Source organism: Micromonospora palythoicola, from assembly GCF_036689795.1.
GTDB classification, from domain to species: domain Bacteria; phylum Actinomycetota; class Actinomycetes; order Mycobacteriales; family Micromonosporaceae; genus Micromonospora; species Micromonospora palythoicola.
Genome location: NZ_JBAGKI010000020.1, coordinates 23,218 through 42,475 on the forward strand (window position 1 = coordinate 23,218; position 19,258 = coordinate 42,475).

Below are 19,258 nucleotides of genomic sequence, written 5' to 3' on the forward strand. Positions count from 1 at the left end.
ACTCGGGGATGAGCTGCGGATCCTCCTCCGGTCGGGCGGCGGGCTGGTCGGCACGGGATACGGTCGGGCGCATGACTGGTGAGCACCCGGCGCTGGCGCTGCGCGGCCTGGCCAAGAGCTTCGACGGCAAGGTCGCGGTGGCCGGCGTGGATCTCGACGTCCCGGCCGGCTCGTTCTACGGGCTGCTCGGCCCGAACGGCGCCGGCAAGACCACGACCCTGTCGATGGCCGTCGGGCTGCTACGTCCCGACGCCGGCGGCGCGTGGGTGCTCGGCCACGACGTGTGGGCCGATCCGGTCACCGCGAAGCGGTTGCTTGGCGTCATGCCGGACGGGGTACGCCTGTTCGACCGGCTCAGCGGAGCCGAGTTGCTCGCCTATCACGGTCTGCTGCGCGGCATGGATCCGGCCGTGGTCGACCAGCGGGCGGCGGAGCTGCTCGACGTGCTGGCCCTCGCCGACGCCGGCCGGACCCTGGTGGTCGACTACTCCGCCGGCATGAAGAAGAAGATCGGTCTGGCCTGCGCGTTGTTGCACGGTCCCCGGGTGCTCGTGCTCGACGAACCGTTCGAGGCGGTCGACCCGGTCTCGGCGGCGCTGATCCGGGACATCCTGAAGCGGTACGTGGGCGGCGGTGGGACGGTGGTCTTCTCCAGCCACGTCATGGAGGTCGTGCAACGGCTCTGCTCGCACGTGGCGATCCTCGCAGCCGGCACCATCAAGCGGGTCGGCACGCTGGAGCAGGTCCGCGGCGACCGCTCGCTGGAGGACGTCTTCGTCGAGGTGGTCGGCGGCCGTACCGCCACCGGTGAGGAGTTGGCGTGGCTGTCCCGGTGACCGCACCGGCGAGCCAGGTGCGGCCGGTCTCGGCGCGTCACTTCGTCCGGCTCAAGCTGCGGGTGATGGGCAACAACTTCCGCGGTCAGGGCTGGCGGGTGACGCTGTTCCTGGTCGGCTCGCTGATCGGGCTCTGGTTCGCGGTCGGTGCCTTCTTCGGCCTGGCCGCTCCCGGGCTGGCCGGCGACGACCGGTACGCCCTGCTGGTCGCCGCGTTCGCCGGTGGGCTGATGGTGCTCGGTTGGCTGCTGCTGCCGCTGGTCTTCTTCGGCGTCGACGAGACCCTCGACCCGGCCCGCTTCGCGCTGCTGCCGCTGTCCCGACGCACCCTGGTGACCGGGCTGTTCGCGGCGGCGCTGGTGAGCGTGCCCACGGTCGCCGCGCTGCTGGCCCTCTCCGGGCTGGTGGTCACCGCCGGGGTGTTCGGCGGCTGGTCGGCCGCCGTGGTCACCGCCGTCGGGGTGTTCTGCGGGCTGCTCCTCTGCGTCGCCGGTGCCCGAGCGGTGACCAGCGCGTTCGCTTCCATGCTCCGCTCCCGCAGGGTACGCGACCTGGCCGCCGTCCTGCTCGCGGTGCTCGCCGCCTCGCTCGGCCCGTTGCAGCTCGCCGGCGTGGCCGCGATCCAGGACACCGACTGGGACCGGCTCACCGGTGTGGCGACGGTGATCGGCTGGACCCCCCTCGGTGCCCCGTGGACGGCGGGTATCGACGTGGCGCAGGGCCGGGCCTGGGCCGCTCCCGTGAAGCTGTTGATCACCGTGGTGACGATCGTCGCGCTGCTGGCCTGGTGGTCACGCTCGCTGGAGTCCGCGATGGTGGGCGCGGCGACCGCCGGACCCACCCGGGCAAGGCCCGGAGTCACCGGCGGCGTGGTGGCCCAGCTCTTCCCCCGGGCCGCCGGCTGGCTGCGCCGGGACCGGTTCGGTGCCCTGGTCTCCCGGGAGGCCCGCTACTGGTGGCGGGACGCCCGACGACGCGCCAACCTGATCACCATCGCGGTGGTCGGCCTCTTCGTGCCGGTGATGGTCAATTTCGGTGGGCAGGGCTTCACCTTCGACAGCGACCAGGGTTTCAGCCCTGCCGGGGACTCCTCACCGGTGCTGGTCAGCCTCTCCATGCTCTTCGTCGGTCTGCTCGCCGCGGTGACGCTGGCCAACCAGTTCGGCTTCGACGGCAGCGCGTACGCGGCGAACGTGGTGGCCGGCGTGCCGGGGCGGCTGGAGCTGCGCGCCCGGATCACCGCGTTCTCGCTCTACGTGCTGCCGATGCTGGCGGTGGTCGCCGTGGTGATCGCGCTGGTGATCGGTGAGCCGACGTGGATCGGATTCATGGCGGGTGCACTGGTCGCCACCTACGGTGCCGGGCTGGCGGTCAACTTGTTCGTCTCCGTGCTGGGCGCGTACTCGCTGCCGGAGACGAGCAACCCGTTCGCGATGAACAGCGGAGCCGGGGTGGTCAAGGGCATGCTGACCCTGCTGGCCATGGCGGCGACCGGGGCGCTCGCCGCACCGATGGTGGTCGCCGCGGCACTGCTCGGCGACGCCTGGCTCTGGCTGGGCCTGCCGCTGGGCGTGGCCTACGGCGTCGGGGCGGCGCTGCTCGGCGCGTACCTGGCCGGCGACGTGCTGGACCACCGCCAGCCCGAACTGCTCGCCCTGGTCACCCCGCGGCGCTGAGGCCGCACCGGACGCGGCGTGGTGCGGTGTCACGTTCTTCGGATACCGCGACATGCCGCATGTCGCGAAGCCGCGGCCAGGGCCGGTCGAACCGGGCGGACGGGTCACAATGTTTCACGTGAATCATGAGCCGGGTGCCCAGATCCACCACACCGACCCGTTCGCCGCGCCGGCCGGGAATCGTTCGCCCGTACGCCGGCTGCGGGGCCGGCTCGCCGCGCCGGTGACCCTCTGGACGGCGCCCGGGCCGGCCGGCCTGACGGTGTCGTCGACGCTGGTCGCCGAGGGTGAGCCGGGCCGGCTGCTCGGGCTGGTGGACGCCGAGTCGGAGCTGTGGGCGGCGGTCGAGGAGGCCGGCTGTTTCGCCGTGGCCCCGCTCGGCCCGTCGCACCGGCAGCTCGCCGACCGGTTCGCCGGCCTGTTCCCCTCGCCGGGCGGTCTCTTCGCCATCGGCGCCTGGCTGGACACGCCGTACGGGCCGGTGCCGGACGACGCGGGCGGCTGGGCCGGCTGCCGCCTCGACGCTGCCCGGCAGTACGGCTGGGGTCTGCTGGTGGAGGCGACCATCGAGCGGGTGGAGCTGGCCGACGACGGGGAACCGCTGCTGCACCACCGGGGCCGCTACCGGGGACTGGCCTGACCGTCCCGACGGAGCTGTCATCGCGCTCCTTTAGGCTGACAACTCATGAAGGTTGAGCAGCGCTTCGGTCCCGGTCACCGCATCCTGGTCACCGGCGGGGCCGGGTTCGTGCCGTCGCACCTGGTGGATTCGCTGATCGAGCGCGGTTGCACAGTCGTCGCCCTCGACAACTTCGTCACCGGGTCCAAGGAGAACGTCGCGCACCTGCTCGACACGCCGACCTTCACGCTTGTCGAGGCCGACATCTCCGACGGGCTGCCCAGCCATCCGGCGGTGGCGGATCGGTTCGACGCGATCCTGCACATGGCCTCGCCGGCCAGCCCGACCGACTTCGAGAAGCTGCCGGTGGAGATCCTGCGGGTCGGCTCGGTGGCCACCCTGCACCTGTTGGAGCGGGCCGCCGCCGACGGCGCCCGGTTCCTGCTGGCCTCCACCTCGGAGGCGTACGGCGACCCGAAGGAGCACCCCCAGCGGGAGACGTACTGGGGCAACGTCAACCCGATCGGGATTCGCAGCGTCTACGACGAGGCGAAGCGCTTCTCGGAGGCCGCGACGATGGCGTACCGCCGCAGTCGCGGCGTGGACACCGCGATCGTGCGGATCTTCAACACCTACGGGCCGAGGATGCGGCCGGACGACGGGCGGGCCATCCCGACCTTCATCTCGCAGGCGATGCGGGGCGAACCGATCACGGTGCACGGCACCGGCAACCAGACCCGCTCCATCTGCTACGTCGCCGACCTGGTCCGGGGCATCCTGCTGCTGCTCGACTCGACCGAGAGCGGGCCGGTGAACTGCGGCACCGAGCACGAGATGAGCATGCGGGAGCTGGCCGAGACGATCGTCTCGCTCTGCGACAGCCGCTCCGAGGTGACATATGTCACGCGCAGCGCCGACGATCCGGAGATGCGTCGGCCGGATCTCACCCTGGCCCGGGAGGCGCTCGGCTACGAGCCGACGGTCGCTCCCGAGGAGGGGCTGCGCCGCACCATCGAACACTTCCGCCAGCGGTTGGGGTAGCCCGACACCGGCGGCGCAGCGCTCGGTAGGGGCGAGACTGGCTCGCGCTGCGTACATTGAGTTACATGTCAGCGACCATTTCCGCCGCCCTGCCGGCCCTTCACCTGCACCGCAGCGCCGGCCGGGCGGCAGTGCCGGGCCCGGGACGCGGGGGCCGGGCCGGCGGACCGGCCGACACCCGGTGGCACCCGGCGTACGACGACGAGCCGGTCCCACCCGCCGGGCCGGGAGGACCCCGCGGTCCGCTGGGTCCGGGTGGGCCCGGTGGCGGTCCGTCGCCGCGACGGCGGCGACCGCACTGGCGCCGCATCGCGCTGGTGGCCGGCGTCGCCGTGCTGGTGCTGGCCCTGATCGCCGGCGCGGGTGCCTGGTTCTACGCCCGCAGCCTGGACAACAACATGGCCCGCACCGACCCGTTCTCGGAGATCACCGGTGACCGGCCGGCCAAGGCGGTGAACGGCGCGCTCAACATCCTGATGGTGGGCACCGACTCACGGGATCCGGACGCGCCGATGGACCGGGCCGGCGAGTGGCGGGCCGACACGATCATCGTCATGCACATCCCCGCCGACCACAAGCAGGCGTACCTCGTCTCCATCCCCCGGGACCTGTACGTGCCGATCCCGGAGAGCGCCGGTGCCGGATGTGAGACGGGTCAACGGCGCAAGATCAACGCTGCGTTCGCGTTCGGTGGTCTACCCCTGGCGGTACGCACGGTCGAGTGCTTCACCGACGTGCACATCGATCACGTGATGGCCATCGACTTCGCCGGGTTCAAGCAGGTCACCGACGCCCTCGGCGGGGTGGACCTGGAGGTGGAACAGACCATCACCTCGATCCACAAGCCGTACCGGAAGTTCACCAAGGGCACCAACCACATGAACGGCGCCGAGGCCCTGGACTGGATCCGTCAACGCAAGCAGTTCCCGGACGGCGACTTCGCCCGGATGCGCCACCAGCAGGATTTCCTCCGGGCGCTGATGGACAAGGCGGCGAGCACGGGCACGCTCACCAACCCGAAGAAGCTCAACGCCTTCCTCCAGTCGGTCACCGAAGCGGTAACCGTCGACCAGGGCTTCTCGCTCACCGACATGGCGGTGCAGTTCCGCAATCTGCGCGGCGAGAACCTGACCTTCGTCACCAGCCCGCATCTGGGCAGCCAGACCATCAACGGTGAGTCGGTGGTCGTCTCCGACCGGGAGAAGGCGCTGACCATGTACCGGGCGATGGCCGGGGACACGATGGCCGACTGGATGCGGGCCAACAAACCGTCGACCACCGGCAACGGCTGATCACGACCGGTACGCCCGGAACGGCCGATCGTCTACTTTGCTGTGGACGATCGGCCATTTCAGCAGGATGACGTGGTAGAGAACGTGAACTGGACACCACGTGAACTCGCCAGCGCCGGAATGCGAACGTAAAGTGTTCCCGCCCCCTTCTGCGTACACGAGCTGGAGCACGCATGCCGGTTCACAGCCCCTCCCTGCTTGAGCCGCCGCGCGCGTCCGCCGCCCCGCCCACCCGCAACGCCGGGTCCGGTAAGTCCGGCAAGAAGCGCACCCGGCGCAAGGATCCGCTCTGGGCCCGGCTCACCGTGGTCTTCGGGGCCGCGCTGATGATGACGAGCGGTGTGGCGATCGTCGGCAGCAAGGCGGTGATCAGTCAGGCCACCGGCAGCATCTCCCAGCGCAACCTGCTCGGCGACGCGGGCAAGACCTCCGCGGAGGGTGGGGCCGACCTCAAGGGCCCGATCGACATGCTGCTGCTCGGGGTCGACGCCCGGGAGCGCTGGGCGGCCGACGACGTACGCGCGGACAGCATCATCGTGCTGCACATCCCGGCCACCCACGACCAGGCGTACCTGATCTCGATTCCCCGGGACACCGAGGCGCGGATCCCGGCGTTCGAGAAGACCGGTTACCCGGGCGGCGTCGGGAAGATCAACGGCGCGTTCCAGGCCGGTGCCCAGAACGGCGGCGGCTGGGAGGGCGGCGCCCAGTTGATGGCGCAGACCATCAAGGGCATGACCGGGGTCAGCTTCGACGGTGCCGCCATCATCAACTTCGGCGGCTTCAAGAAGGTGATCGACGCACTCGGCTCGGTGCGCATCTGCCCGAAGCAGGAGGTCACCTCGATCCACATGTCGTACGTCGACGGCGAGCCGATGTGGAACGCGGACGCCAAGAAGACCGGCAAGCCCCGCACCCCGGTGGTGCACAAGAAGGGCTGCCAGGAGATGGAGGGGTGGGCGGCCCTGGACTTCTCCCGCCAGCGGTACGGCCTCAAGAACAGCGACTACGACCGCCAGCAGAACCAGCAGCAGCTGATCAAGGCGATGGCGAAGAAGGCCACCCAGAACGGCAGCCTCACCAACCCGGTCAAGCTGAACCAGCTGATCAAGGCGGCCGGCAAGGCGTTCATCCTGGACACCGGTGGGGTGCCGGTGGAGGACTTCGTGTTCACCATGCGCGGGGTGACCGGCAACGAGCTGATCATGCTGAAGACCAACGGCGGCACGTACAACGCCAAGGGCAACGGCACCGAGGCGCTGAGCGAGCAGACCCTGGACATGTTCCAGGCGGTTCGCAGGGACAAGCTCGCCGAGTTCGTGTTCTACAACCCCGAGGTGATCTCCTCACGGAAGTGACCGGCCGGCTCGTGATGACCGAACCGCCGGCACTCCCGGTGACACTTCCGTAACCTGATGTGAGAAGAATTCATGTCAGGTCTGCGGGAGGGACGTCACGGCCGGGACGGGGCGTACGAGCGGAAGGCGGTCACCGGGCGCGCCGGCCCGACGACCGCGATGGCCCCGCGTGCTGCTCGGCGTCGGGCTGACGGTGCTGTTGCTGGCCACGCTCGCCGTGGTCGGGCTGCGGGTGCTCACCAACCGGTACGAAGGCACGATGACCCGGGCGGAGCTGCTCGACCCGAGCGCCCGCGCCGACCGCACCGACCTGGACGGCCCGCTCAACTACCTGCTCGTCGGTTCGGACCGGCGTCCCGGTGACGCCGACTCCGAGCAGCGCACCGACACCATCCTGATCGTGCACGTGCCGCCCGGGCTACGCGAGGGCTACCTGGTCTCCGTGCCGCGCGACCTGCTGGTGGCCATTCCGCCGGGCGGCGGCTATCCCGGCGGCGAAGACAAGATCAACACGGCGTACGAGTACGGCGGCGGCGGCCAGCCCGGTGCGCACCTGCTCTCGGCCACCCTGGCCCGACTCACCGGCATCCGCTTCGACGGTGCCGCCCTTGTCGACTTCGCCGGCCTGCGAAACGTCATCGACCTGCTCGGCGGGGTCGAGATGTGCGTACGCGGCGAGGTTCGGTCGATCCACACCGACCGGGTCTTCCGTCCGGGCTGCCAGCGGATGGACGGCGCGCAGGCGTTGGACTACGTGCGCCAGCGCTACGACCTGCCGGGCGGCGACTACGACCGGCAGACCCATCAGCAGCAGTTGCTGGGGGCGATGCTGGAACAGGCCGGCGAGACCCGGCTGCGCACCGACCCGGTACGGCTGCACCGGCTGATCGGGGCCGTCGGCAGCTCGCTGACCGTGGACACCAACGGTGTGCCGGTGGAGGACCTGTTGCTGGCCCTGCACGGCCTGGCCACCGACGGACTACGGGGCGTGCAGGTGCCGTCCTACCCCCAGATGATCGACCAGGTGTCCTACGTCCGGCTCGACGACGAGGGTGACGGGCTGTTCGCGGCGGTTCGCGGCAGCCGGATGTCGGAGTGGGCCGGCGCCCATCCGCGCTGGGTGACCCGGCTCTGACCGGCACCGGACCGGGAGCGGACGGTGACCGCCGTGCGGTCGCGGGCAGCCGCGCGGCGAGGTTCTAGGCTTGGTACCCGTGTTCGGACCTCAGATACCCACCGTGACCGTTTCCGAGATCAACGATCAGACGTACCTGCTCGACGTCCGGGAGGACGACGAGTGGGCCGCCGGCCACGCCCCCGGCGCCCACCACCTGCCGATGATGGAACTCCCCGCCCGCCTGGCCGAGGTGCCGACGGACCGCGACGTGGCCGTCATCTGCCGTTCCGGCGGACGATCCGCCCAGGTGGTGACGTATCTGCTGCGCAACGGCTGGGACCAGGTGAGCAACGTCGCCGGAGGGATGGGCGACTGGGCGGCGGCCGGTCGACCGGTGGTCGGCTCCGACGGGCAGCCGGGCCGGGTTCTGTAGGACACGAACCGTGGCCGGCCCCCTCGTCTTCGCCCACCGTGGCGCCTCGTACGACCTGCCGGAGCACACCCTCGCCGCCTATCTACGCGCCCTCGACGAGGGCGCCGACGGGCTGGAGTGTGATGTCCGGTTGACCCGGGACGGGCACCTGGTCTGCGTACACGACCGGCGGCTGGATCGGACCAGCAACGGTCGCGGTCTGGTCAGCGCCCGTACGCTCGCCGAGTTGGAGCAGTTGGACTTCGGTTCCTGGCATCCCGGGGGTGTGCCGGCCAACGGCGACGAGGTGCTCGACGACGCACACACCCGGCTGCTCACCCTCGAACGGCTGCTGGAGGCGGTGCTGGCCGCCGGCCGACCGGTCCGCCTGCTCGTGGAGACCAAACATCCGTCCCGCTACGGCGGCAACGTGGAGCGGCGGCTGGTTGCCCTGCTGCACCGGTACGGGCTGGCCGAGCCACGCCCGGACGCACCCGTACGGGTCACCGTGATGTCCTTCTCCCCGCTGGCGGTGCGCCGGATCCGGGCGCTGGCTCCGGCGCTGCCGACCGTGCTCCTGCTGGAAGTGCTGCCCCGTTGGTTGCCCATGGGTCGGCTGCCCTTCGGTGCCGGCATCGCCGGACCGGGGATCGCGCTGGTCCGCGCCCGCCCGGCCCTGGTGCCGGCGCTGCGGGCGGCCGGCAACCAGGTCTACGTGTGGACCGTGAACGAACCGGCCGACCTCGACCTGGTGCTGGCAGCGGGGGTGGACGGCGTGATCACCGACCGTCCGGCGCAGACTCTCGCCCGGCTGCGCCGCTAATCGCAGCCGGGCCGGGGGTGCCCGGAAACGCGGCCGGCAGGCACACTCGGGTCATGCCGGACCGCACCGACTACTCGGCTCTGATCGCCGGGCACACCGCCGTCATCGAGATGATCAACTCCGGTGACGCGGGTCTGCCGGTGCTGACCCAGCTGCTCCGGGTGGCCCAGCCGGCGCTCGGGGCAGCCGGGATGGCGTTCGTGGAGTTCGCGCCGAGCGGCGGTCGGGTGATCGCCGCCACCGGTGCCGCCGAGTGGACCGTCGGCCGGCCGCTGCCCGCCAACGATCCGGTCACCATCTGCCTGCTCGCCGGCCCCCGGGTGCAGTGCGTACGGACCGACCGGTTCAGCAACGCGCTCGCCGGCGAACTGGCCGAGCGCGGCCTGCGACGGATGGTCGTCTCCCGGGCCGAGATCGGTGGCCACACCGTCGGCAGCCTGCACGCCCTCTACCTCGCCGGCGACGAGGAACCCACGGCCGAGGAACGCGGCGTGGTCGGATACCTCGGCTCCTGCATCGCCCACATGTACGGCGACCAGAGCGGCCTGCCCGTGCACGGCGACGGACCGGTGGTCGCGGCGCTCGCCGACGGCCTGGCCGTGGTCGACCGGGACGCCCAGGTACGACTCTGGAATCCAGCCGCCGCGCAGGTGACCGGCCGGTCCACGGCAGAGGCGATGAACCAACCGCTACCTTTCCCGCTGCCGCCGTCGGGGCAGGTTCTTGATCACCGACTGCCGAGCGGACGCTGGTTGCGGATCACCTCCGGGGAGCTGCCGGGCCCCGGCGCCCTGCGGGTGGTCACCTTCCGCGACACCACCGACCAGCAGCGGCACGACCACGAGCGGGATCTGTTCGTCGCGGTCACCAGCCACGAACTGCGTACCCCGGTCACCGTCATCAAGGGCTACGCGGACACCCTCACCGACCACTGGGAGTCGCTGAGCGAGACCGACCGGCGGCAGGCGGCCCGGGTCATCGGCCAGCGGGCCAACGAGCTGGCCCGGCTGCTCGACCGGCTGCTCTCGTCCGCGGCCGAGGCGTGGCCGGGCGACGGGCCACCGGCCCCCTTCGACCTGACCGAGACGCTCCGGGTCGCGATCGCCGACCTGCCCGCGGACCTGCGTCGCCGGACCACCCTCGAGGTGCCGGTCGAACTACCCAGAGCGATCGGGCATCGGCAGAGCCTGGCCACCGTGCTCACCGAACTCGTCACCAACGCCGGCAAGTACTCCCCACCCGACTCCCCGATCGACGTCGCCGCCGGTGCGGACGGCCAGACGGTCTGTTTCCGGGTCGCCGACCGGGGCATCGGCGTACGCCCGGAGCACGTGGAACGGGCCTTCGACCGGTTCTGGCAGGGCGACTCCGGTGACCGGCGTCGCTATCCCGGCACCGGTCTCGGCCTCTATCTGGTCCGCCGGATCGTTGAACAACAGAATGGCTGGGTATTCCTTCGTCCGAGAAGTGGTGGGGGTACCGTCGCAGAGGTGCGGCTGCCCCGCAGGTGACAGTGGGGGTCACGGGGCGAAAGAGGGCAGAGGTGGCGACGACAGCTGTCGAACGGGCGTGGTGCGTGGTGGTGCCGCACCATCCCAGTGGGGCGCGGATCGCCCGGCACCGGCTCGCCGCCGAGCTGGCCGGAGCCGTCTCCCCGGCGATGCTCGCGGATCTGGTGGCGGTCCTGGCTGAGCTGGTCGGCAACGCGGTCCGGCATGCCGACCCGCTGCCGGGCGGCGTGGTCCGGGTCGCCTGGCGGCTGCGCTACCCGCCCGAGGGGCCGCAGCTGCGACTGCGAGTCACGGACGGCGGGGCCGCGAGTGGCCCACGGATCCGCCCACCCGATCCGGACGCGGCCGACGGGCGCGGCCTGCACATCGTCTCCGGCCTGGCGACCAGCTGGGGTGTGGAACGCGACGGGCTCGGTCAGAGCGTCTGGGCCGACTTCGATCCGGTCGGCGACCGGCCGGCGCTGGTGACGACCGGCTGAACCGGTGGGTCGACCCGTCGTCGCGGCGCGCAGGCGGGTCCGGCCCCCACCGGCCGCCGGAGGGCTCTAGGCTGTGTCGCCGTGAGCAAGCGTCGAAAGAACCAGCGGGCGGCCACCGCCTCCGGCAAGCGGGAACGGATCCGGGACGTCTTCGTTCCCCGGCCCTTCGAGGGGCTGGTCGACGAGCCCGAGTGGATCGCCCTGCGGGAGCTGGTGCCGGCCGCCTCCGCGCCCCTGCGGCTGGTCCCGGCACTCGTCGACGAGCACGGCGACCGGCCGGTCACCCTGGCCACCGTGCTGCCGATGGCCGCCCCCGCGATGAGCCGGGACGACGGCCACATCTTCATCGGGCTGCAGCGTCATCTCCAGTCCGGGGACGTCTCGCGCGACCTGGCCGAGTCGCTGCTCTGCGCACTGCGTACCGCCCCGGGTGCACAGGTCGCGGTGCCACCGTTGCCCGGCCCGGGTCCCCGGTTGCAGGACATCCTGGTCGACGGCCCGTTGGAGATCAGCCTGCACGAGGGCTTCGAGTTCTGGCTGGCTCCCGAGGCCGCCGAGGATCCGAACGTGCGCGCCTCCCTGGAGCGGGCGAACGCGGCGATCTATCCGACGCAGCGACTGGCCGCCGCGCGTGCCGCGTACTGGTGCCGGGTGTCGGAGAAGGCCCACGTCCGCTGGGTGCTGCCGGAGGCCGAGGAGGCCGCCCTGGACGCGCTGGCCCGGCTCGGCGCGGCCGGCTCGCTGACCCTCGGCGAGGCGACCCGGTTCGCCGGCATGTTCCGGGCGCACGGGCGGCTCGTGCCGGTCTGGGACCTGCCCGAGGACACTCCGGCGGGTGACTGGGAGCAGCCGGTCGCCGACTTCGCCAAGCGGTACGCCGACGCCCTGTCCGAGACCGGCCCGCTCGACGCCGACGCCCGCCGGTCCCGGCAGGGGCTGCTCGGCCGCCAACTCACCCTGCGCTGAGCCACCCGCCGGTCAACCGGACCGGACCGGGCTCCGCTCCCGCAGCATCGGGCAGGACATGCAACGGGGGCCACCACGCCCCGAGCCCAGCTCCGAGCCGGCGATCGGGATGAGTTCGATGCCGGCCCGCTCCAACTGGGCGTTGGTCTCGACGTTGCGCTCGTAACCGACGCAGAGTCGGGGCGCGAGGGCCAGGGTGTTGTTGCCGTCGTCCCACTGTTCCCGTTCGGCGGTCACCGGGTCGAGCCCGGTGTCGATCACCCGGAGCCGATCCAGGTCCATCGCGTCGGCGGCGGCCCGCAGGAACGGCGACGGTCCGTCCACCCGCGGGTCCTCGCCGTCGGCGCCGGCGATGACGGTGTACGCCGACAGGGTGCTGGCCACGTTCGGATACATCAGCACCGCGTCGGTGTCGACCATCGTGCAGATCGTGTCCAGGTGCATGGTGGCCCGTTCCTGGGCGATCGGTACGACCAGGATGGTGTGCGCCAGCCCGGCCGCGAAGACCCGCCGCGCGAGGCGCTCGGCACCGGCGGGAGTCGTCCGCTCGCCGACACCGACGGCCAGCACCCCGGGTGCCAGCAGCAGCACGTCACCGCCTTCCAGTGGCTCCAGGCCCGGCCGGTAGACGAACTCGGTGCCGGCGAACCGGGGGTGGTGCCGGTAGATGGCATCGGTGAGCGTGGTCTCCCGCCGCCGGGCGGGCATCGCCAGGCTCGTCACGCCGACCCGGTCACCGATCCACAGTGACGAGTCACGGGTGAACAGCAGGTTGGGCAGCGGGTCGATGATGAAGTCGTGTCGGTCCATCAGGGTGTAGACGAGGCCACCTCGACGGTCCCGGCCGACCCGCAACTCCTCGTGGGCCAGTCCGGCCACGAGGACGCCGGCCAGCGCGGCCGGATCGAGGTACGCCAGGTGCGCGGCGACCCGGGCGCGCAGGGTGTCGCCGAGCCGGGGCGAGTCGAGCACCTCTTCGGTCAGCTCGTTCCGCGCGTCCGGCACGGCCAGCGTCTCGGTGAGCAGGTCGGTGAGGTAGAGCACCTCGACGCCGCGTTCCCGCAGGGCCGCCGCGAAGGCGTCGTGCTCCTCCTGTGCCCGCCCCACCCACGGGATCGCGTCGAAGAGCAACGAATCGTTGTTGCGCGGGGTGAGCCGGGCGAGTTCCGGCCCCGGCCGGTGCAACAGGACGGTGCCGAGCCGGCCGACTTCACTGTCCACGTAGTGGCTCACCCCCGCAGCGTAGGGCAGGGTTTGGCGGTATCCGGTAAAACAACCGTGGGTGAATATGGCATTCATCCACAGTCATTCCGGCGCTCCGGCTTGCCGACCACCGGGACTGGCAACGTAGGGTAGTGAGAACGTAACTTCGAGGGACCTTTTGCCGGAGGTCGCGATGACTGTCTTCCCCGCACGTCGAGCCGTACCGTCCGCCAGGGCGCTCCCGCCAGTGGCGGTACCGCACCCCCGGGTCGAGTCTCCCGGGGTGGTCGCGACTCCTCGCCCGTCCCCATTGGAGTGGGCCCGCCGCCGTCGGGCGGAGCGCGGCGCGCGTCGGCTGGAGGCGGCCGGCGCCCGCGCACTCGGCCAGCTCGACCATCTCGGGCCGGCCTGGCACGTCATCGACTGGCCCCGCACCGACGCGGTCGACGTCCTGCTCGACGACCCCGCGGACAACCGGGCCGGGTTCCTGGCCATCGGCCCGAGTGGGCTCTTCGCCGTCACCATCGCCGACCACGGCCGCGCCCGCGTTCTGGTCGCCGGTGACGTGGTGCAGATCAACGGCAAGCGCCCGCCGTACGTGGCCGAGGCCCGCCGCGACGCCCGGCGGGCGAGCAAGGCGCTGACCGCCGCCGTCGGCCATCCGATCCCGGTGACCCCGGTGCTCACCTTCGTGGGATCCGGGGTGATCAGCGTCTACGGCCTGCCCAAGGACTGCCTGATGGCGACCCACCGCGAACTCGACCGACTGCTGGTGGCCGGCGGGAACCGGATCAGCCCGGCCACCGCCGAGAAGCTCTCCCGGGTCGCGCAGCACCCCGGGACCTGGGGCAACGGTGGCCACCCACCGGCGGCCGACTACCGGTGGTACGAGGACGGCCGAATGGCCGCTGACAAGCCGGCCGGCCGCCGGTAACGTCAGCGGCGACGCCACGCTGCCGGGGCGGCCCAGCTCCTGCCGGCCCGCGCCGTCGCCGACCGGGCACTGATCGACACCGACGCAACCGTACGCCCGACGCGGTCGGCGGTCGCTGCCGCGACCGGCTAGCGTGGACGCATCGTCGGTGTGCATAGGAGGCTCGGTGGCCCACGTCGAACTCTCGCTGTCGGAAGTGTTCGCGCCCTCCGGGGGGACACCGACAGAGCCTGAGTGCGACAACATCAGCCGCTGGTCGGCCACGGTCTCCAGCGCCCACGAGCCCTGCCTGCTGATCGACGCCGAGACCCGGGTGCTGGCCGTCTCCGCCGCCGGTTGTGAGCTGCTCCAACTGGGCGCACCGGAGGACGTGATCGGTCTGCCGCTGCTCGACGGCGGGCTGCGGCTGCTCGACTTCACCGCCTACCGGGGCGAGTTGGCCGAGCCCGAGATCGACAAGATACCGCCGCTGCTGGCGCTCACCTCCGGCCGGCTGGCCCGTGGTCTGCTCCGGATCGAGGCGGCGACGGAGGACGTACCGGACGCGACGGTGGACGCGATCTCCACCCCCGTGCTCGCCGACGGCGCGGTGGCCGGCTCCCTCACGTTCTTCTCCGAGGTCTGACTTCCTCCTACCATGGGCTCGGCCCCGCCAGTCCGTGTCTCCCGTGATGAGGACCACCCCCGTGCCGCCCACCTCGCCGCCCCACGCCACCCCCGGCCGGCCGACCACCGGCTTCCGTTCCGGTGCCCACGTGGCCCTCCGCCCCGGCCGGCGCCACCGCCGACTGGTCGGTGTCGCCATGCTGGCCGCGGTGCTGACCGTCGGATGCGGCGCGCCCCCGGAGGTCGGCGACAGCGGCCTGCCGACCCTGGCGCCCACCCGGACACCGAGCAGCCCGACCAGCCCCGCCACCCCGTCATTCGGCGTACTTCCCGGTGCCGTTCCGACCATCCCGTCGGCCGACCCCGGGTTGGTCGCGGTGGCCTGCACCAGGGAACCGTCCGCGAAACGGATCATCGAGTTGGTGCGAGGTCGGCGTGGGCTGTTGCCCGGCAGCGCCCGGGTCAGCGTCAGCAAGGGTCCGTTGTGTGCCGCCGACTGGCACCTGACCACGCTCGACGTGGCCGGCTACGAGCCGCTCCAGGTGGTCACCCGGGACCGGGCCGGAACGCTGCGGCTGGTGACCGCCGGCACCGACGTGTGCACGGCCGAGGTACGGGTCGCCAGTCCGCCCGGCATCCAGGCGCTGGCCTGTGGCAGTGACGGCGGCGGCGTTGCGGTGCCGGTCCCGCCGCCGTCGCCGACGCCGTCGACCCCGTCACCCACGCCGTCGGGCTCGTCGCCGACTCCGGGTGCGTAGGCTGAGCACATGCCGGGAACACCGCCGACCCGTTTCGTCTACCTCGGCCCCGAGGGCACCTTCGCCGAGCAGGCATTGCGTACCGTGCCGGCCGCCGAGCGGGGCAGCCGCACGCCGGCCCGCAGCGTCGGTGAGGCGCTGGAGGCGGTCCGCGCCGCCGAGGCCGACGCGGCTCTGGTGCCCCTGGAGAATTCGATCGGCGGCGCGGTCGGGGTCACCCTCGACGAGTTGGCCGAGGGCGAGCCGCTGGTCATCACCCGGGAAGTGATCCTGCCGGTCGAGTTCGTACTCGGGGCCCGCGCGGGAACCCCGCTGCCGTCGGTGCGCAGCGTCGCCGCCCACCCGCAGGCGTCCACCCAGTGCCGAGGTTGGCTGCGTGCGCACCTGCCGGACGCGGTCGTGGTGGACGTGCTGTCCAACGGTGCGGCGGCGGCCGGCGCGGCCAACGGTGAGTTCGACGCGGCCATCTGCGCCCCCATCGGCGCTACCCGACACCGGCTCGTCGTCCTGGCTGACAAGATCGCTGACCATCCGGACGCGGTGACCCGCTTCGCGCTGTTGTCGCGGCCCGGGCCACCTCCGCCGCCCACCGGCGACGACGTGACGTCGCTCGCCGTCTACATCGCGCACGACCGGGTTGGCGCGCTGCTGTCCGTGCTGACGGAGCTGGCCGTCCGCGGGGTCAACCTGACCCGGATCGAGTCCCGGCCCACGGGCGAGGCGCTCGGCCGGTACGTCTTCTTCCTCGACTGCACCGGTCACGTCGCCGACGTGCGGATGGGCGAGGCGTTGCAGGGGCTGCGCCGGATCTGCGCCGACGTACGCTTCCTCGGCTCGTATCCCCGACACCGCTGGGACGCGTCGACCAGGGAACGGCCGGTGGCCGCACCGGCAGGCCTTTCCGATGCGGACTACACCGACGCCGCGGCCTGGCTCGCCCGGCTACGCGCGGGCGAGCTGACCTGAGCGGCCCGGCGCGCGCCGCCAGCCGGCGCAGCCGGGCCTGGCTGTGCCGGCAGGCGTGAGCGCCGCCAGGACCGGCTACCGGAACAGGCCGCCGAGCACTCCGCCCTGGTCCTGTTGGCCGCTGCCCATGATCGGTGGCTCCTCGGAGGGCTGGACGACGACGAAGCCGTGACCGGCGAAGCTCATCGTGTACGCCTCACCGGTGGTGCGGCCGAGCAACGTGCCGAGCCCGAGCTGGTCGGCCCGGTGGTAGCCGGTCTGCAGGCTCGCCGACCAGCAGACGGCGGCCTGCGGGTCGACGTAGGTGGGCGCGTCGACGTTGAGGACGACCGGCGTCCCCCGGGTGGTGACGGCGATCCTGCCGTGCCCGGTGAAGACGCAGTTGAACAGGCCGGACGAGGCCATGCCGGCCCCGCCGACCATCTTGATGTCATAGCGGAGGGTGGCGTCGAAGGCGAGCACGCTCGAGCCGTTGATGGACAGGGCGTCGCCCGGCTCCAGGTCGATGACGTGCACATCCTTGGCGAAGTCGGCGAGGAAGACGTCGCCGCGTCCGGTGAGTTTCATCAGCGGTACGCCCTCACCGGTGAGCTTCTGCTTGATGAAGTTGCCCAGTCCGCCGGAGCCGAGCGCCTGAAACTGCACCTGCCCCTGGTAGGCCACCATCGAGCCGACCCGGGCCATCGCCTCACCGTCGAGTTCGATCTTCAACATCTTGGAGTTCTGCAACCGCATGCCGGGTTGCGTCGACTCCTGCTCCAGATTCGCCGCCGAGAACAGCTCGCTGCGCATGGTTCCTCCCGTACTCGCCGTACCTGGCCGAGACGGTAGGGCCGGCCCGCAACCCCGGCGGCGGCCCTCAGCCCCAGCCCAGCTCGTGCAGGCGAGCGTCGTCGATGCCGAAGTGGTGGGCGATCTCGTGCACCACCGTGACGGCCACCTCGTCGACCACGTCCTCGTCGCTGTCACAGATGCGCAGGATCGGATTGCGGTAGATGAGGATCCGGTCCGGCAGTACGCCCGCGTAGTCCCAGCCGCGCTCGGTCAACGCGTGTCCCTCGTACAGGCCGAGCAGATCCTCCCCGGGCGGCGGGTCGTCCTCGACCAGGATCACCACGTTGTTCATCAGCGCCAGCAGTTCCTCCGGAACCTCGTCGAGCGCCTCCCCCACGAGCTCCTCGAACCGCTCCCGCCCCATCTCCACCGCCACGCCCCCATTCTTCCCCACCCCACCCGCGATCTTGCACTTCCGGTCGCCGCGAACCGGCACAGAAGCCGCGTAACGGAGACCGAAAGTGCAAGATCGACGAGGAATGGGAGGGGTTGGTCAGGAGGTGAGGCGGGCGGTGAGGGTGATCTCGGCGCCGGGCGAGAGCAGGCGGGAGATCGGGCAGTTCTGCTTGGCGGTCTCGGCCAGCTTGGCGAACTGCGCCTCGTCGATGCCGGGCACCTCGCCGACGGTGTCCAGCTCGATCCGGGTCACGGTCATGCCGGCGTCGGTCTTGTCGAGGTGAACCTTCGCGGTGGTCTCGACGGAGGTGGGCGTCGTGCCGGCGTCGGCCAGCGCCTTGGAGAAGGCCATCGAGAAGCAGCCGGCGTGTGCGGCACCGATCAGTTCCTCGGGGTTGGTGCCCTCACCCTCCTCGAAACGGGACTTGAAGGAGTAGTTCCCCTCCAGCCCGCCCTTGCCGGTGCGGACGGTGCCGGACCCCTCGGTGAGGTTGCCCTGCCAGCGTGCGGAAGCGGTACGAATAGGCATGCGCCTGACGCTAGTCCACCGGCGGCCGGCAGGCGACCGACCGCCGATGGCCACGTGGTCGTTCCTCGGCGTCGCGTCCCGGCTGTGTCATGATGCGACCCGGACCCCGCAGCGCGGCGGACGCGCGGCGCCCCGGCCACCAGGAGAGGGTGAGTGATGACCCACGACCTCCCCATTCCCCGTCAGGACGACCGCTCCGACGGTGCCAGCGTCATCGAGTGGGGTGCGGAGGACGAGTCGCCGGCGACCGGCCGGTTCCGGCGGGCTCTCGGTGGCCTCGGCGGGGACCACCGGGTGCCGGTGCTGCTCGCCGGGCTCGGTGCGGCGGCAGCCCTGGCCTCGCTGCTGGGCGAGTGGTCGACGCTCACCATCCCCAACGGCGGACCGGACCCGGCGACCCCGCTCCAGGTGACAAGCGGCGTCTCCGACGTCGGGCTGGGCTCGGCGTACCTGGTCGGGCTGCTCGCGCTCGGTGCCACGGTGGCGCTCGCGGTGCGCGGCACGGAGTCCGTCCGGGCGAATGCCCGGGTGGCCGGACTGGCCCTCGCCGCGGGTGTGCTCGCGCTGCTGGCGACGACCGCGACGGCGCTCGACGACACCCTGGGACGGGGGATGTACCTGAACCCGGAAATGACCGTGGACGTCGAGTACGGCCGCGGCCTGATCGTCGCCTTCGTCGCCGTCGGGCTGTTCGCCGCCGCGCTCCTGCGGGCCTCACCCGCAGCGGCCGAAGCCCAGCCAGGGGTGGACGGGGCGCGCCGTCGCCGCCGCCGGACGCCGGCGGACGCGGAGCCGGAGGGTGACCGCCCGCCTGCGGACATCACCGTCACACCGACGGTGCCCTTCGCCCGGGAGGCACCGCCCGACTGACCCTCCGGCCCTGGTCGAGAGGTCATCTCCGG

Annotated in this window: 20 protein-coding genes and 1 pseudogene; 17 read left to right on the top strand and 4 right to left on the bottom strand. The window is 71.8% G+C overall.

Translation table 11 applies throughout. The features are described from left to right. Positions 1–71: 71 nt before the first annotated feature. From V5O40_RS11790 to V5O40_RS11845, 12 genes and pseudogenes are all read left to right on the top strand, one after another. Positions 72–836: an ABC transporter ATP-binding protein gene (locus tag V5O40_RS11790; RefSeq protein ID WP_332905468.1), complete on the top strand. Its 765-nt coding sequence runs from the start codon at positions 72–74 to the stop codon at positions 834–836. Next, the gene (locus V5O40_RS11795) at positions 821–2,512 is read left to right on the top strand and encodes an ABC transporter permease (RefSeq protein ID WP_332905469.1); all 1,692 of its coding nucleotides are present in this window, start codon (positions 821–823) and stop codon (positions 2,510–2,512) included. The genes V5O40_RS11790 and V5O40_RS11795 overlap by 16 nt, the downstream gene beginning before the upstream one ends. Positions 2,513–2,621: 109 nt before the next feature. Continuing rightward, positions 2,622–3,152: pseudogene (locus V5O40_RS11800) on the top strand (flavin reductase family protein); the annotation flags it as partial. Between the two features lie 45 nt (positions 3,153–3,197). Then, on the top strand, positions 3,198–4,172 hold the full coding sequence (locus V5O40_RS11805; RefSeq protein WP_332905471.1) for an NAD-dependent epimerase/dehydratase family protein: 975 nt from the start codon (positions 3,198–3,200) through the stop codon (positions 4,170–4,172). Positions 4,173–4,237: 65 nt separating this feature from the next. Next, the gene (locus tag V5O40_RS11810) at positions 4,238–5,464 is read left to right on the top strand and encodes an LCP family protein (RefSeq protein ID WP_332905472.1); all 1,227 of its coding nucleotides are present in this window, start codon (positions 4,238–4,240) and stop codon (positions 5,462–5,464) included. A 173-nt stretch (positions 5,465–5,637) separates the two neighbouring features. Continuing rightward, positions 5,638–6,822 (top strand): LCP family protein, encoded by a 1,185-nt coding sequence (locus V5O40_RS11815; RefSeq protein ID WP_332905473.1) that lies wholly within the window; start codon positions 5,638–5,640, stop codon positions 6,820–6,822. Between the two features lie 169 nt (positions 6,823–6,991). Continuing rightward, positions 6,992–7,957 (top strand): LCP family protein, encoded by a 966-nt coding sequence (locus V5O40_RS11820; protein WP_456299389.1) that lies wholly within the window; start codon positions 6,992–6,994, stop codon positions 7,955–7,957. Between the two features lie 79 nt (positions 7,958–8,036). After that, a complete protein-coding gene (locus tag V5O40_RS11825) occupies positions 8,037–8,372 on the top strand; it encodes a rhodanese-like domain-containing protein (RefSeq protein ID WP_332905474.1) in 336 nt (111 codons plus the stop codon). Between the two features lie 10 nt (positions 8,373–8,382). Then, positions 8,383–9,174, top strand: a complete 792-nt coding sequence (locus V5O40_RS11830) for a glycerophosphodiester phosphodiesterase (RefSeq protein ID WP_332905475.1) — start codon at positions 8,383–8,385, stop codon at positions 9,172–9,174. A gap of 53 nt (positions 9,175–9,227) precedes the next feature. Further along, complete coding sequence (locus V5O40_RS11835) at positions 9,228–10,685, top strand: sensor histidine kinase (protein WP_332905476.1); 1,458 nt, start codon at positions 9,228–9,230, stop codon at positions 10,683–10,685. A gap of 65 nt (positions 10,686–10,750) precedes the next feature. Then, a complete protein-coding gene (locus V5O40_RS11840; protein WP_269742698.1) occupies positions 10,751–11,164 on the top strand; it encodes an ATP-binding protein in 414 nt (137 codons plus the stop codon). An 81-nt stretch (positions 11,165–11,245) separates the two neighbouring features. Further along, positions 11,246–12,130, top strand: a complete 885-nt coding sequence (locus V5O40_RS11845) for a DUF5926 family protein (protein ID WP_332905477.1) — start codon at positions 11,246–11,248, stop codon at positions 12,128–12,130. A 12-nt stretch (positions 12,131–12,142) separates the two neighbouring features. Here V5O40_RS11845 and V5O40_RS11850 read toward each other — a convergent pair whose 3' ends face one another. After that, positions 12,143–13,363, bottom strand: coding sequence for an arginine deiminase (locus tag V5O40_RS11850; RefSeq protein ID WP_332905478.1), 1,221 nt, complete (start codon positions 13,361–13,363; stop codon positions 12,143–12,145). Between the two features lie 163 nt (positions 13,364–13,526). Between V5O40_RS11850 and V5O40_RS11855 the strand changes: the two genes are divergently transcribed. The 4 genes from V5O40_RS11855 to pheA all read left to right on the top strand — a co-directional run bounded on the left by V5O40_RS11855 (position 13,527) and on the right by pheA (position 16,597). Beyond that, positions 13,527–14,267, top strand: coding sequence for a hypothetical protein (locus V5O40_RS11855; protein ID WP_332905479.1), 741 nt, complete (start codon positions 13,527–13,529; stop codon positions 14,265–14,267). A 166-nt stretch (positions 14,268–14,433) separates the two neighbouring features. Then, positions 14,434–14,892, top strand: coding sequence for a PAS domain-containing protein (locus V5O40_RS11860; protein WP_332905480.1), 459 nt, complete (start codon positions 14,434–14,436; stop codon positions 14,890–14,892). Between the two features lie 46 nt (positions 14,893–14,938). Then, positions 14,939–15,631: a hypothetical protein gene (locus tag V5O40_RS11865; protein WP_332905481.1), complete on the top strand. Its 693-nt coding sequence runs from the start codon at positions 14,939–14,941 to the stop codon at positions 15,629–15,631. 9 nt (positions 15,632–15,640) lie between these two features. Beyond that, positions 15,641–16,597 (top strand): prephenate dehydratase, encoded by a 957-nt coding sequence (gene pheA, locus V5O40_RS11870; RefSeq protein ID WP_332905482.1) that lies wholly within the window; start codon positions 15,641–15,643, stop codon positions 16,595–16,597. A 75-nt stretch (positions 16,598–16,672) separates the two neighbouring features. Here pheA and V5O40_RS11875 read toward each other — a convergent pair whose 3' ends face one another. The 3 genes from V5O40_RS11875 to V5O40_RS11885 all read right to left on the bottom strand — a co-directional run bounded on the left by V5O40_RS11875 (position 16,673) and on the right by V5O40_RS11885 (position 18,356). Beyond that, positions 16,673–17,389 (bottom strand): AIM24 family protein, encoded by a 717-nt coding sequence (locus V5O40_RS11875; RefSeq protein ID WP_164448827.1) that lies wholly within the window; start codon positions 17,387–17,389, stop codon positions 16,673–16,675. Between the two features lie 67 nt (positions 17,390–17,456). Continuing rightward, the gene (locus tag V5O40_RS11880) at positions 17,457–17,801 is read right to left on the bottom strand and encodes a metallopeptidase family protein (RefSeq protein ID WP_332905523.1); all 345 of its coding nucleotides are present in this window, start codon (positions 17,799–17,801) and stop codon (positions 17,457–17,459) included. A gap of 123 nt (positions 17,802–17,924) precedes the next feature. After that, positions 17,925–18,356, bottom strand: coding sequence for an OsmC family protein (locus V5O40_RS11885; protein WP_332905483.1), 432 nt, complete (start codon positions 18,354–18,356; stop codon positions 17,925–17,927). 156 nt (positions 18,357–18,512) lie between these two features. Here V5O40_RS11885 and V5O40_RS11890 point away from each other — a divergent pair, with 156 nt between their 5' ends. Then, on the top strand, positions 18,513–19,226 hold the full coding sequence (locus V5O40_RS11890; protein WP_332905484.1) for a hypothetical protein: 714 nt from the start codon (positions 18,513–18,515) through the stop codon (positions 19,224–19,226). The last annotated feature ends 32 nt before the right edge of the window (positions 19,227–19,258 follow it).